14 protein-coding genes are annotated in these 12288 nt (G+C 60.7%); 10 read left to right on the forward strand and 4 right to left on the reverse strand.

Going from position 1 to position 12288, the window contains the following annotated elements:
- The first annotated feature begins 17 nt into the window (after positions 1–17).
- The 3 genes from ACT6Q8_RS04400 to ACT6Q8_RS04410 all read left to right on the forward strand — a co-directional run bounded on the left by ACT6Q8_RS04400 (position 18) and on the right by ACT6Q8_RS04410 (position 1661).
- Positions 18–449, forward strand: a complete 432-nt coding sequence (locus ACT6Q8_RS04400) for a type II toxin-antitoxin system RatA family toxin (protein ID WP_054167373.1) — start codon at positions 18–20, stop codon at positions 447–449.
- A gap of 322 nt (positions 450–771) precedes the next feature.
- Positions 772–1413 carry a DUF2975 domain-containing protein gene (locus ACT6Q8_RS04405; protein ID WP_444734107.1) on the forward strand — a complete coding sequence of 214 codons (642 nt, stop codon included), beginning with the start codon at positions 772–774 and terminating at the stop codon, positions 1411–1413.
- Positions 1413–1661 carry a helix-turn-helix domain-containing protein gene (locus tag ACT6Q8_RS04410; protein WP_054167375.1) on the forward strand — a complete coding sequence of 83 codons (249 nt, stop codon included), beginning with the start codon at positions 1413–1415 and terminating at the stop codon, positions 1659–1661. The genes ACT6Q8_RS04405 and ACT6Q8_RS04410 overlap by 1 nt, the downstream gene beginning before the upstream one ends.
- 37 nt (positions 1662–1698) lie before the next feature.
- Here ACT6Q8_RS04410 and purU read toward each other — a convergent pair whose 3' ends face one another.
- A complete protein-coding gene (gene purU / locus ACT6Q8_RS04415) occupies positions 1699–2571 on the reverse strand; it encodes a formyltetrahydrofolate deformylase (protein ID WP_054167376.1) in 873 nt (290 codons plus the stop codon).
- Between the two features lie 194 nt (positions 2572–2765).
- Here purU and ACT6Q8_RS04420 point away from each other — a divergent pair, with 194 nt between their 5' ends.
- From ACT6Q8_RS04420 to ACT6Q8_RS04440, 5 genes are all read left to right on the forward strand, one after another.
- Positions 2766–3200 (forward strand): MerR family transcriptional regulator, encoded by a 435-nt coding sequence (locus ACT6Q8_RS04420; protein WP_054167377.1) that lies wholly within the window; start codon positions 2766–2768, stop codon positions 3198–3200.
- A 124-nt stretch (positions 3201–3324) separates the two neighbouring features.
- The gene (locus ACT6Q8_RS04425; RefSeq protein WP_054167378.1) at positions 3325–4467 is read left to right on the forward strand and encodes a thiolase family protein; all 1143 of its coding nucleotides are present in this window, start codon (positions 3325–3327) and stop codon (positions 4465–4467) included.
- Between the two features lie 29 nt (positions 4468–4496).
- The gene (locus tag ACT6Q8_RS04430) at positions 4497–6839 is read left to right on the forward strand and encodes a 3-hydroxyacyl-CoA dehydrogenase/enoyl-CoA hydratase family protein (protein ID WP_054167379.1); all 2343 of its coding nucleotides are present in this window, start codon (positions 4497–4499) and stop codon (positions 6837–6839) included.
- Between the two features lie 58 nt (positions 6840–6897).
- Positions 6898–7263 carry a hypothetical protein gene (locus ACT6Q8_RS04435; protein WP_444734108.1) on the forward strand — a complete coding sequence of 122 codons (366 nt, stop codon included), beginning with the start codon at positions 6898–6900 and terminating at the stop codon, positions 7261–7263.
- Positions 7264–7395: 132 nt separating this feature from the next.
- Entirely contained in the window at positions 7396–9189 is a 1794-nt protein-coding gene (locus tag ACT6Q8_RS04440; RefSeq protein WP_054167380.1) for an acyl-CoA dehydrogenase C-terminal domain-containing protein, read from the forward strand.
- A 139-nt stretch (positions 9190–9328) separates the two neighbouring features.
- Here ACT6Q8_RS04440 and ACT6Q8_RS04445 read toward each other — a convergent pair whose 3' ends face one another.
- The 3 genes from ACT6Q8_RS04445 to ACT6Q8_RS04455 form a co-directional block, all read right to left on the reverse strand.
- On the reverse strand, positions 9329–9700 hold the full coding sequence (locus ACT6Q8_RS04445) for a hypothetical protein (RefSeq protein WP_444734109.1): 372 nt from the start codon (positions 9698–9700) through the stop codon (positions 9329–9331).
- Between the two features lie 78 nt (positions 9701–9778).
- Positions 9779–10642 carry a DUF2189 domain-containing protein gene (locus tag ACT6Q8_RS04450; protein ID WP_444734110.1) on the reverse strand — a complete coding sequence of 288 codons (864 nt, stop codon included), beginning with the start codon at positions 10640–10642 and terminating at the stop codon, positions 9779–9781.
- Positions 10643–10774: 132 nt separating this feature from the next.
- Positions 10775–11143, reverse strand: coding sequence for a winged helix-turn-helix transcriptional regulator (locus tag ACT6Q8_RS04455; protein ID WP_444734111.1), 369 nt, complete (start codon positions 11141–11143; stop codon positions 10775–10777).
- 146 nt (positions 11144–11289) lie between these two features.
- Between ACT6Q8_RS04455 and gstA the strand changes: the two genes are divergently transcribed.
- Both gstA and ACT6Q8_RS04465 read left to right on the forward strand, forming a co-directional pair.
- The gene (gene gstA / locus ACT6Q8_RS04460; protein ID WP_444734112.1) at positions 11290–11898 is read left to right on the forward strand and encodes a glutathione transferase GstA; all 609 of its coding nucleotides are present in this window, start codon (positions 11290–11292) and stop codon (positions 11896–11898) included.
- Positions 11898–12287: a nuclear transport factor 2 family protein gene (locus tag ACT6Q8_RS04465; RefSeq protein WP_444734113.1), complete on the forward strand. Its 390-nt coding sequence runs from the start codon at positions 11898–11900 to the stop codon at positions 12285–12287. Before gstA ends, ACT6Q8_RS04465 begins: the two co-directional genes overlap by 1 nt.
- Position 12288 lies beyond the last annotated feature (1 nt).

Raw genomic sequence — 12288 nt, forward strand, 5'->3', positions numbered from 1 at the left:
CAGGGTACTGACATCCCATGCCGACGCACGCCGAACGGCGCATCCTGCCGCACACGCCGGAGCAGCTCTACGCGCTTGTCGCCGATGTGGAGCGCTACCCGGAATTCCTGCCTTGGGCCGTGGCCTGCCGCATCCGCAAGCGGCAGGAACCGGTGATCTGGGCCGATCTTGTCATCGGCTTCAAGATGATCCGTGAGCGGTTCACGTCGAAGGTGACGTTGAACCCGGAAGCCCTGCGGGTGGATGTCGAATATGTCGACGGCCCGTTTCATTACCTGAACAACCACTGGGTTTTCGAACCCCACGCCGATGGCTGCGCCGTCGATTTCTTCGTGGATTTCGAGTTCAAGAACAAGGTCCTGCAAACCATCATCGGCGCGCTGTTCAACGAGGCCGTCAAGCGCATGGTGGCGGCGTTCGAGGGGCGGGCGAAGCAGCTTTACGGGTAAGCAGCCAACGCTTCCCGCTCTTCACGCTTAAATAATGTCGCGACGGCCGTAGTCGTCGTCGATTGTCCTGCGGACATCATTTCGCTGCGCCCTATACCCAACGTGGGTATGCGGGCAATCGCTGTTGCCCGGTGCTATCCCGTTGCAATCCCATCGCTTTCAAGTACCGCCGAATGGCGGGCCTCTGGCCGCCATCATGCCTGGGCACGTCTGCTCAGACAATGGATGCGATATTCGTTACGCATATTAAATTTTATGTTTTGCATAAAATTATGGATGATATATAGAAGCTCCATGTCTGTAACGAATGGAGTTTCAAAACATGTCACTGCGTGTCCTGAACTGGATACTGACCGCATCCATCTGGCTGCTCGGTCTTGGTATCCTGCTGATCCTTGGCGTCAGCCTTTACGGAGGTTTGGCCGGTAAGCCGTGGTTCATGATGTTTCCGATTGTCCTGGGCCCAGCCGGCTCTACAGACCTGTTGGGTGACGCCCAGGCGGTGGTTGGTCATCTGTTGGCTGACCGCGCTACCTTGAACGTTGCAGTCGACCAGATGTGGATAAAGTTCCTGTTTGGCGTCTCAACGGCGCTGGTGGTCGGGTTATGGCTTTACGCTGCCATCACCTTGCGGCGGCTGGTCGGGGATATTGCCGGGGGTGACCCTTTTGCTGAGACGGCTGTGCCGCGCCTGCGATGGCTGGGTTGGCTGCTGATCGGTGTAAACGCAGCGACACTGGTCTCTTCCTGCCTGTTGCCGCTGACGCTGTCCGGTATCACGTTGGCGGATGGGCGTGCTCTGGTAACCAGCCCTCTATCATTCGGCTTGCCATCCACACCTTATGCTCAGGTCAAAGCCGATCTCGATGGCTGGCTGGCACTCTGCGGTCTGGTTCTTCTTGCTCTGGCAGAAGCCTTCCGCATTGGACGCAACCTGAAGGTTGAAGGGGAGGGGATCATCTGATGGCCATCATCATCAATGTCGATGTGATGCTGGCCCGACGCAAAATGTCGGTGACCAAGCTTGCAGAGGAGGTTGGAATATCCCTGACCAACCTGTCCTTGCTGAAAACCGGGAAGGTAAAGGGTATTCGCTTTGCGACCCTGAATCAGATTTGCATGGTTCTAAACTGTCAGCCGGGCGACATTCTGGAATATCGACCGGATGAGCACCCGCCGGAACCAGGGGCGGGAGCCGATGACGGTATTTGAAAACAAAAAAGGGGGCCAAAAGGCCCCCTTTTTACATTCACTTAAAAATCACCGTCCGCGATCCATCCATGATGATGCGGTGTTCAAGCTGCCAGCGCACGGCCCGCGCCAGCACGGCACATTCGACGTCGCGGCCCATATCGACCAGATCCTCGGGCGTGTGGCTGTGGTCCACGCGCTGGATATCCTGTTCGATGATCGGGCCTTCATCCAGGACGTTGGTGACGAAATGGGCTGTGGCGCCAATGATCTTCACACCACGCTCATGCGCCTGATGATAGGGCTTGGCGCCCTTGAAGCTGGGCAGGAAGCTGTGATGGATGTTGATGCAGCGGCCTGACAGGACCTCGCAGAATTCCGGCGACAGAATCTGCATGTAGCGGGCCAGCACGACCAGATTGGCGCCGCTATCCTGAATGATCTTCGTGAACTGCGCCTCTTGCGCTTCCTTGTTACCCTTGGGTACGGGGAGGTGGTGATAGGGGATGCCCGACCATTCCACGAAACTGCGCATATCGTCATGGTTGGACACTACCGCCGGGATATCCATGCGCAGGCTGCCCGACCGCTGCCGATGCAGCAGGTCATAGAGGCAGTGGCCGAATTTCGATACGGCGATCACCACTTTGGGCCGCACCGACAGGTCGTGCAGTTCCCAGTGCATGTCATACTGGCGCCCGATGGGGGCGAAACCTTCCTTCAGCGCGTCCAGATCGGGAAAATCGGCCCCGTCCGCCCGGAACACCGTGCGCATGAAGAACAGATTGTTCAGCGCGTCATTGAAATGGTTCGATTCCGTGATCGAGGCGTCATGCTTGGCAAGATAGGTTGAAACCGCCGCCACGATCCCTTTGCGGTCCGGGCACCGCACGATCAGTACATAAGGACCCTGCTCAGCAATTACCGACATGTCACGCACCCGCCATTTTATCAAAAATTTGATCGGGCAGGAGACTTGCGACTGGCGCGCGGGCTTGTCCACCCCCAGATTAGATAAAGGCGGCGAAAGGATGGCCGCCATGCAAAAACCGCTTGACGTGCGCGGAAGCTTAACTTACCTATTACGTAAACGTAAGCCACCTGTCAGCGACAAGGGCAGCTCTCATGCTGAACACCATCGATCAGGCCAAGTCCGCCTATAACCCGGCGCAAACCTTCACCATCGGTCAGTTGGCCGACGAATTCGGCCTGACCCTGCGGTCGCTGCGGTTTTACGAGGATGAAGGTTTGATCTCACCGGCCCGGATGGGCCAGACGCGAATCTACACTCACCGTGACCGCGCCCGGCTGAAGCTGATCTGCCGGGGCAAGCGGTTGGGCTTCTCCATTGGGGAAATAAAGGATTTCCTCGACCTGTATGACACGGACGAGGCGCAGGTGGAGCAGATGACCTATCTGCTGCGCCGCGCCCGCGACCGTATCGTGCATCTGGAGCAGCAACTGCGCGATGTCCAGCAGACGCTCAAGGAACTGCATGAGATCGACGGCATGATCGTGTCGCATCTCCATTCCAAGGGTGTGCCGGTTCAAACCGAATAAGCTTCTTTTCCCGGGCGGAATGATTTCATACGCTCGTTTGAATGGTTTATCCTGTCCCCAAAATCAACGGTACCGTCCGACAGAGACGGGCCGCAGCCAACCCCAGGCGAGGAGTGCTCCAGAGATGAAGAACGTCGTGATTGCCGGTTACGCCCGGTCACCCTTCCACATCGCCAACAAGGGCGAACTGACGAAGGTGCGCCCGGATGATCTGGCCGCCGCTGTCGTGAAGGAACTGCTGGCCCGTACCGGTGTTGACGGCGCCGCCGTGGAAGACCTGATCATGGGCTGTGCCTTCCCGGAAGGTGAGCAGGGCTTCAACGTCGCCAAGCTGGTGGCCATGATCGCGGGTCTGCCGCAGTCGGTGGCGGGCGCGACCGTCAACCGTTTCTGCGGTTCGTCCATGCAGTCGATCCATCAGGCTGCCGGCGCCATCGCCATGGGCGCTGGCGACTGCTTCATCGCCGCTGGTGTGGAAAGCATGTCCCGCGTGCCGATGGGCGGTTACAACCCGATGCCCAACGCCGTCCTGCATGCTGCCAATCCGGGCGCCTACATGGCCATGGGCATCACGGCGGAAAACCTTGCCAAGAAGTTCGGCTTCACCCGCGCCCAGCAGGAAGCCTATGCCGTCGAGTCTCACGCCAAGGCCGCCAAGGCGCAGGCCGAGGGTCGGTTTGAGGCTGAGATCGTCCCCATCACCGTCCCCGGCGGCAAGGTGGTCAGCCAGGATGGCGGCATCCGCGCCGGCACGACGGCGGAGGGTCTGGCGACCCTGAAGCTGGCCTTTGATGCCGAAAACGGCACCGTCACCGCTGGCACCTCATCGCCGCTGACCGATGGCGCGTCGGCCACGCTGGTCTGCTCGGAAGATTTTGCCAAGGCCCATGGCCTGAAGATCCTGGCTAAAATCCGCTCTATCGCCGTGTCCGGCTGCGATCCCACCATCATGGGCTATGGCCCGGTCCCGGCATCCAAGAAGGCGCTGGCCCGTGCCGGCGTGACCATCGCCGACATCGACATCGTGGAAAGCAACGAGGCGTTTGCCGTGCAGTCCATGACGGTCGCCAAGGAGCTGGGCTTCGATGCGTCCAAGGTGAACCTGGATGGCGGCGCGCTGGCACTGGGTCACCCGCTGGGCGCCACCGGTGCCCGCATCACCGGCAAGGCCGCCAGCCTGTTGCAGCGTGAGGGCAAGTCCCTGGCGCTGGCCACCCAGTGCATCGGCGGCGGTCAGGGCATCGCCACCGTCCTGGAAGCGGTCTGATCGGCGGCTTCAAGCGGGAGGAAACACCCATGACTATTAAGAAAGCCGCCGTCATCGGCTCCGGCGTCATGGGCAGCGGTATCGCTGCCCACATCGCCAATGCGGGCATTCCCGTCTACCTGCTGGACATCGTTCCGCAGGCGGTGAAGGACAATGGCGGCGACCGTTCGGTCGTTGCCAAGACCGCCATCGACAAGATGCTGAAGACCGACCCGGCCCCCTTCATGCACAAGAAGGCCGCCAGCCTCGTCACCCCCGGCAATATCGAGGATGACCTGGAAAAGCTGGCCGATGTCGACTGGATCGTCGAGGCCGTGCTGGAGAACCCCAAGGTCAAGCACGACCTGTATCAGAAGCTGGAAGCGGTCCGGAAGGACGGCTCCATCGTCTCGTCCAACACCTCCACCATCCCGCTGAACATCCTGCTGGAAGGTCAGTCGGAGCGGTTTGCGACCGATTTCTGCATCACCCACTTCTTCAATCCGCCGCGCTATATGCGTCTGCTGGAAGTGGTGAAGGGTCCGAAAACCCGCCAGGATGCGTTCGACACCGTCAGCGCCTTCTGCGACCGCGTCCTGGGCAAGGGCGTGGTGGAATGCAAGGACACGCCGGGCTTCATCGCCAACCGCATCGGTACCTATTTCATGGCCGTCGCCGTGAACGAGGCCATCGATGGCGGCCTGACGGTGGAAGAGGCGGACGCCATCACCGGTCGCCCCATGGGCATCCCCAAGACCGGCACTTTCGGTCTGATCGATCTGGTCGGTCTGGACCTGATGCCGCTGATTTCCAAGTCGCTGCTGTCCACGCTGCCGGCTGACGATGATTATCGCCGTATCCATCGCGACAACGCGCTGGCCAACAAGATGATCGCCGACGGCTATACGGGCCGTAAGGGCAAGGGCGGCTTCTACCGCCAGACCAAGGCCGCTGATGGCCGCCGCGTCAAGGAAGCCATCGACCTGAAGACGGGCGTCTATCGCACGTCGGAAAAGGCCACGCTGGCGTCTGCTTCGGCCAAGAACCTGAAGGCGCTCGTGGAAACCGCTGACGCTGGTGGGGCCTATGCCTGGCGTGTGCTGTCGCAGGCGCTGTCTTACGCCGCCGATCTGGTCCCGCAGATTGCCGAACAGATCACGGCGGTCGATGAGGCGATGCGCCTGGGCTATAACTGGAAGTCCGGCCCGTTTGAGCTGATCGACCAGTTGGGCACCGGCTGGTTCGCGGAAAAGTTGGCCGCCGAGGGCAAGGCCGTTCCGCACATGGTGAAGGTGGCCGCCGGCCGTCCCTTCTATAAGGTGGAAGGCTCCAAGCTGCTGTTCCTGGGCACCGATGGCAACTATGCCGAGGTGAAGCGTCCGGACGGTGTGCTGCTGCTGACCGATATCAAGCGCGGGTCGAAGCCGGTCGCCAAGAACGGTTCCGCCAGCCTGTGGGATATCGGCGACGGCGTCCTGTGCCTGGAATTCACGTCCAAGATGAATGCCCTGGATCAGGACATCATGGGCATGATCCGCAAGGCCATGGGCATCATCGGTGATGGCAAGTCCGGTGCCTACAAGGCCCTGGTCATCCATAATGAGGCGCAGAACTTCTCCGTCGGTGCCAATCTGGGTCTGGCCCTGTTCGCCATCAATATCGGCCTGTGGCCGCAGATTGAGGCGACGATTGCCGAGGGCCAGAACACCTATAAGGCCCTGAAATACGCGCCGTTCCCCACCGTCGCGGCCCCGTCGGGCATGGCGCTGGGGGGAGGCTGCGAAATCCTGCTGCACAGCTCCGCCGTCCAGGCCCATGCCGAGACCTATTCGGGTCTGGTCGAGGTCGGCGTCGGTGTGCTGCCGGGGTGGGGTGGCTGCAAGGAGATGGTGATCCGCCATCTGGCCAACAAGCGTCGTCCGGGCGGCCCCATGCCGGCCCTGAGCCAGGCATTCGAGGCCATCAGCACGGCCAAGGTCGCCAAATCGGCGTTCGAGGCGCGCGACATGCTGATCCTGCGCCCGACCGACGGCATCACCTTCAACAAGGATCGTCTGCTGGCCGATGCCAAGGCCAAGGCCCTGGAACTGGCGGCGAACTATACCCCGCCGCAGGAACCGGAAATCCGCCTGCCGGGTCCGACGGCCGCCGCTGCCTTCTCCATGGCCGTGGATGGCTTCGCCCAGCAGGGCAAGGCCACGCCGCATGACGTGGTCGTGTCCAAGGCCATCGGCTTCGTGCTGTCGGGTGGCAACACCGACATCACACAGGTGATGACCGAAGACGACCTGCTGACGCTGGAGCGGGAAGGGTTCCTGGCCCTGACCAAGACCAACGGCACTATCAACCGCATCGAGCACATGCTGGAAACCGGCAAGCCGCTGCGGAATTGAGGAGTCGAATGGTGGGGCTGGCGTCAAAGCTGGCTCCACCATATTTTCGGATTGAGACATGATGTCTATTGCCGAAATGAGGCGAAGGAAGTTCGATCTCTGGCACGTACGAGGCCAAATTCTTTTTTTTGCTTCCCTGCCGGTGATCCTTTTTGCCTATTTCGCCATCGGCTTTTCCGTTCTCAGTCCGGAAGTGGTCCGTGATGATAGTTCTTATTTTGCCGAAGCTTTGATGCCGATTTTCAGTCTGCTTCTTATTCCGTTCTTTCTGTCCCGGTGGGTGAACGCGAAGCTGAAGAAGCCCGGCCTTGCTCTGGCGCTGTCGGCTCCGACTGTCCTGCTAGTTTGCGTCATGGATGGTTATGTGATCCTGGCCCTGATATGGGACCCGTTGATGATGTTGCTCAGCTATCTGGGACTGTAGTGAATTCGTTAGGTCATTGTCCTAAACCCGTCTGCAACCCGGTTTGCCGGTGCCTGTCTTCCCCGAATGGAGCAGTTCCGCCTCCTGCCGGGGGCCATGCGTCGTCGACCAATGGAAGGAAGGAACCCTCCCATGCCCATGTACAAAGCCCCGCTCGAAGACATCAACTTCGTCCTCAACGACGTCCTGAATGCCCAGTCGCTGACCCAGCTTCCCGGCTTCGAGGATGCGACCCCCGACCTTATCCAGTCCGTCCTGGAAGAGGCTGCCAAGCTCTGCGAGAACGTGTTGCAGCCGATCAACCGGTCGGGTCACGAGGAAGGCTGCCACTATGAGAACGGCGTGGTGCGCACGCCCAAGGGCTTCAAGGAAGCCTATGATCTGTACAAGGAAGGCGGCTGGCAGGGCATGGCCTTCGATCCCGAATATGGCGGGCAGGGACTGCCGCATACGATCGGGTTCGTGCTGGAAGAACTGATGTGTTCGTCGAACATGGCGTTTGCCATGTATCCGGGCCTGACCCATGGCGCCATGAACGCCATCCGCGCCCATGCGTCGGACGAGTTGAAGGCCCAGTACCTGCCCAAGATGGTCTCTTCCGAATGGTCCGGCACCATGTGCCTGACGGAGCCGCATTGCGGCACCGACCTGGGGCTGATGAAGACCAAGGCCGTCCCCAGCGATGATGGCAGCTACCGCATCACCGGCACCAAGATTTTCATCTCCGCCGGCGAACATGACCTGACCAGCAACATCATCCATCTGGTGCTGGCCAAGCTGCCGGATGGCCCGCCGGGCATCAAGGGCGTCAGCCTGTTCCTGGTGCCGAAGTTCCTGCCCAACGAGAATAACGAGCCGGGCGTGCGCAACGGCGTCATGTGCGGGTCCATCGAACATAAGATGGGCATCATGGCCAACGCCACCTGCGTCATGAATTTCGACGATGCCAAGGGCTGGCTGGTGGGTGAGCCGCACAAGGGCATGCGCGCCATGTTCACCATGATGAACGCCGCCCGCCTGGGTGTGGGCATGCAGGGTCTGGGCGTGGCGTCCGTCGCCTACCAGAACGCCGTTGTTTATGCCAAGGACCGGTTGCAGGGCCGGGCCCTGTCGGGGACCAAGGCGCCGGACAAGGCCGCCGATCCCATCATCGTTCATCCCGATGTGCGCAAGAACCTGATGCAGGGCAAGGCCTTCATCGAGGGCGCGCGTGCGCTGGGCTATTGGGTCGGCATGATGATCGATCTGGTGGAAAAGCACCCGGACCCGGTCGCCCGTCAGGAGGCCGATGATTTCGTCGCCCTGCTGACCCCGGTGATCAAGGCCTATTTCACCGACATGGGCTATGAGATCGCCACCAACAGCCAGCAGATGTATGGCGGTCACGGCTATATCCGTGAATGGGGCATGGAGCAGTTCGTGCGCGATGCCCGCATCGCCATGATCTATGAAGGCGCCAATGGCATTCAGGCCTTGGATCTGGTCGGCCGCAAGATGCCGCAGAATCTGGGCCGCCTGTTGCGCCGCTTCTTCCACCCGATGCAGGCGGAGCTGGAGCAGAGCCAGGAAGACCCGACGCTGCTGGAATTCGTCATTCCCGTGGCCAAGGCGTTCGGCAAGTTGCAGCAGGCCACGGCCGTGGTCGCCCAGAAGGGCATGGCCCGCCCGGATGAGGCGGGTGCCGCCTCTACCGACTATCTGCGCATCTTCGGTCTGGTCAGCGTCGGCTGGATGTGGCTGAAGATGGTGAAGGTGGCGCAGGCCAAGTTGGCCGAAGGTGCCGATGGCAAGGAAGCCTTCTACGACGCCAAGATCAAGACGGCCCGCTTCTTCGTGGAAAAGATGCTGCCGGAGGTGGATTTCCGCTTCAAGAGCCTGATGTCCGGCGCCAAGTCCATGATGGATCTGGACGTCGAACAGTTCTGATTTTTCGACAGGGTGGACTGCTCTGCAACTCAAAGGCTGCCGGTGCGACCCGGCGGCCTTTTTCTTTATCGGTGGTCGCAAAAGAAAAGGGCCGCTGGTTCCCCGCCGGCGGCCCTTTCATGAACGTCAGGTCCTGGCTTCACTCATACTCGGCCCAGGTCTTGTCCTTCTTGCGGTCGTAATAAATGCTGATGGTCGACAGTTCGCACAGGTTGAAGCCGGACCATTCGGCCGGCGTACCGTCGTCGTAGACCACCTTCAGGTCCCAATTGCAGGACTTCTCCGAGCGGCTGAACTCAATATCAAAAGTTTCGCCATCGGGCATTTCATCACGGCCCAACACATCCTCTTCCCAGCTGGATGCCTTGCTGGGCGAGACATAGACCTCAGAGATTGTGTAGCCGGTCTTGTTGTTAAGCGTGAAATTCTGCTTTCCCTCCGCCCATACGGAAGGAACGGCCAACAGTGCCGTTGCTGAAAGGCCCAACAAAGCCTTGGCGAAAGCATGCATGATAACGCCCCCATCTATGATCAACAGGGGAAAGGTTGCATGCTTTCGCTGCCTGCTCAACAACTTAGCATTGCTTGTTCAGACTACCAGCTTGCGATACAGGTGCCAGGTGGCATGTCCCAGGATCGGCATCACCACCGCCAGCCCGACAAATAGCGGCAGGCTGCCCAGCAGCAGCAAGCCAGCCACCATCAGGCCCCAGACGGCCATGATGACGGGATTGCGCCAGACGGCACGGGCCGAGGTAACCATAGCGTCCAGCACCCCGACACGCCGGTCCAGCAGCATGGGGAAAGACACGACCGTCATGGTCAGCACCAGCATGGCGAACAGGAACCCGACACCATTGCCGATGATGAACATCATCATGCCTTCACGGGTGCTGATCAGCGCATTGATGAAGCTGGCGATCCCGTCATGCGGCTGGCTGGCCAGCGTCGCCATGTAAATCCGCTCTGCCACACCCAGCCAGACCAGGAACACGGCCAGCAGCATCGCGCCCAGCCAGGCGATGGGCATGATCTGCCCCGAACTGCGCACATCCAGGGCGTTGCGCCAGGTGATCTCCACACCCATCTCCCGCTGCCGCGACAGCTCATACATACCCAGCGCTGCAATGGGACCCATGATCGACAGGCCAGCCAGGGCAGGGTAGAGCAGGGGGACCAGATCATTCTGAGCCGCCGCAGCTGCCGCAAGACCGCCCACGACGGGGTAGATCAGGCCCAGGAACAGCAGCTGAGTTGGGGCGGCCATAAAGTCGCGCACCCCCATGGACAGGGCTTCCATGAGATCATGCACGGTGATGTGCCGGATTTCCGGCATGCTGACGGAACGGTCGTGGTTCATCGCCGCCTGATCGGCGGCCATGCGATAAGCCATATCCTCAACCTCCCCAAAGGCCAGCCTGTCCACCATCAAGATGAATGGCCGGCGTGTCATGGTTCGGCCATTTGGCCCGGAGAATCAAAGTCGGCATACCGGGTGACGGCTGCTGCAAGGGGCGATCGGTCGAACCCACTGCGGCAAATGATAGCAGCTTTGGCGGCTTTTGCACCGGTAAACGTTGAAGCCCTATGCCGCTTCCTGGCAGATTTCGCCGGTCCGGCTCAGCTTCAGTTTCCGCCCCACCTCCGCAATCGCACTCAAAACCGGGATCAATTCGCGGCCCAGATCGGTCAGCCCATATTCCGTGGAGGGTGGTGAGGTCGGCATGACGGTCCGCACCACCAGCCCATGCTGTTCCAGCATGCGCAGCCGGGCGGTCAACGTCTTGGCCGAGATCTGCGGCATGTCGATCCGCAATTCCCCGAACCGACGCGGCGTCGCCTGCAAATGCCAGAGCACGTGCGTGGTCCAGGCGCCGCTCAACATGTTCATGAATTCCGACACGGGGCAGTAGGGGGCTGGGACGACGGGGTTCTTGCGGATTTTCAAGGCCATGGCGGGGAGATTCCGGTTACCGGTTCGAAACTTCAAAATGCAGGTTACCAGAAGTAACCAGCTATACAATGGCAACCATCTTCGCCATTCTCCGCGCCATCAACCAGGCCCCTGAACGGGGCGATGATCCAGACTGAGGAAACAAGATGAAGCTCTATTACAAGCCCGGCGCTTGCTCTCTTGCCTCCCATATCGCCCTGCGCGAGGCGGGCTTCAATCCGGAGATTGAGGTGGTGGACCTGCCCACCCACAAGACTGCCGGCGGTGTTGATTTCTATACGATCAACCCCAAGGGCTATGTCCCCGCCCTGATCACGGACGAGGGTGAGTTGCTGACCGAAGGCGTGGCCATCATGCAGTATGTGGCCGACCTGAAGCCCGATGCCAAGCTGCTGCCGCCGCCGGCCACGCTGGCCCGTGCCCGCGTGCAGGAAGCGCTGAACTTCATCGCAACCGAGGTGCATAAGGGTTTCAGCCCTTTTTTCAACCCCACCACGCACCCGGAAACCAAGGCCGCCGTGCCGGCCAATGTCGGTCGTCGCTTCGATGCGCTTGAGGCGCAGCTGGCCGATGGCCGCGCCTATCTGCTGGGGCCTGACTTCACGGTTGCCGATGGCTATCTGTTCACGGTCCTGGGCTGGTCGCCCTATATCGGGCTGGACCTGGTGAAGTGGCCGAACCTGTCGGCCTATCGCGCCCGCATCGCCGCCCGTCCGGGCGTGCAGTCGGCGTTGAAGGCGGAAGGCCTGATCTGATGGACACCACGACCCCGGCAGCACCTGACTTCGCCGGGGTCACCGCCCTGATGGCCGATTATTTCGACGGGCTGTATCATTCTGATGCGGCCCGTCTTGGCCGGATTTTCCATCCGCAGGCGATCTATGCCTGCGCGACGGAGGGGCGGTTGACCCATCTGACCATGGATGTCTACCTGCCCATCGTGGCTGCCCGGCAATCCCCGGCCAGTCGGGGGGAGGCGCGGCGCGATGAGGTGGTCTCCATCACCTTTGCCGGCCCCGTGACGGCCCTGGTCCAGGCGCGCTGCGCCATCGGACCCAAGCATTTCACGGATTTTCTCAGCTTGGTGAAGCTGGAGGGCCAGTGGCAGATCATTGCCAAGACCTTCCATTTTGATCTGACGTAAA

Source organism: Niveispirillum sp., assembly GCF_052437035.1.
Taxonomy (GTDB): Bacteria; Pseudomonadota; Alphaproteobacteria; order Azospirillales; family Azospirillaceae; genus Niveispirillum.

What these genes read in the sequence shown, in the direction of transcription:
- ACT6Q8_RS04400 (WP_054167373.1), top strand. Translation starts at nt 18, where the DNA reads ATGCCGACGCACGCCGAACGGCGCATCCTGCCGCACACGCCGGAGCAG.
- ACT6Q8_RS04405 (WP_444734107.1), top strand. Translation starts at nt 772, where the DNA reads ATGTCACTGCGTGTCCTGAACTGGATACTGACCGCATCCATCTGGCTG.
- ACT6Q8_RS04410 (WP_054167375.1), top strand. Translation starts at nt 1,413, where the DNA reads ATGGCCATCATCATCAATGTCGATGTGATGCTGGCCCGACGCAAAATG.
- purU (WP_054167376.1), bottom strand. Translation starts at nt 2,571, where the DNA reads ATGTCGGTAATTGCTGAGCAGGGTCCTTATGTACTGATCGTGCGGTGC.
- ACT6Q8_RS04420 (WP_054167377.1), top strand. Translation starts at nt 2,766, where the DNA reads ATGCTGAACACCATCGATCAGGCCAAGTCCGCCTATAACCCGGCGCAA.
- ACT6Q8_RS04425 (WP_054167378.1), top strand. Translation starts at nt 3,325, where the DNA reads ATGAAGAACGTCGTGATTGCCGGTTACGCCCGGTCACCCTTCCACATC.
- ACT6Q8_RS04430 (WP_054167379.1), top strand. Translation starts at nt 4,497, where the DNA reads ATGACTATTAAGAAAGCCGCCGTCATCGGCTCCGGCGTCATGGGCAGC.
- ACT6Q8_RS04435 (WP_444734108.1), top strand. Translation starts at nt 6,898, where the DNA reads ATGATGTCTATTGCCGAAATGAGGCGAAGGAAGTTCGATCTCTGGCAC.
- ACT6Q8_RS04440 (WP_054167380.1), top strand. Translation starts at nt 7,396, where the DNA reads ATGCCCATGTACAAAGCCCCGCTCGAAGACATCAACTTCGTCCTCAAC.
- ACT6Q8_RS04445 (WP_444734109.1), bottom strand. Translation starts at nt 9,700, where the DNA reads ATGCATGCTTTCGCCAAGGCTTTGTTGGGCCTTTCAGCAACGGCACTG.
- ACT6Q8_RS04450 (WP_444734110.1), bottom strand. Translation starts at nt 10,642, where the DNA reads ATGACACGCCGGCCATTCATCTTGATGGTGGACAGGCTGGCCTTTGGG.
- ACT6Q8_RS04455 (WP_444734111.1), bottom strand. Translation starts at nt 11,143, where the DNA reads ATGGCCTTGAAAATCCGCAAGAACCCCGTCGTCCCAGCCCCCTACTGC.
- gstA (WP_444734112.1), top strand. Translation starts at nt 11,290, where the DNA reads ATGAAGCTCTATTACAAGCCCGGCGCTTGCTCTCTTGCCTCCCATATC.
- ACT6Q8_RS04465 (WP_444734113.1), top strand. Translation starts at nt 11,898, where the DNA reads ATGGACACCACGACCCCGGCAGCACCTGACTTCGCCGGGGTCACCGCC.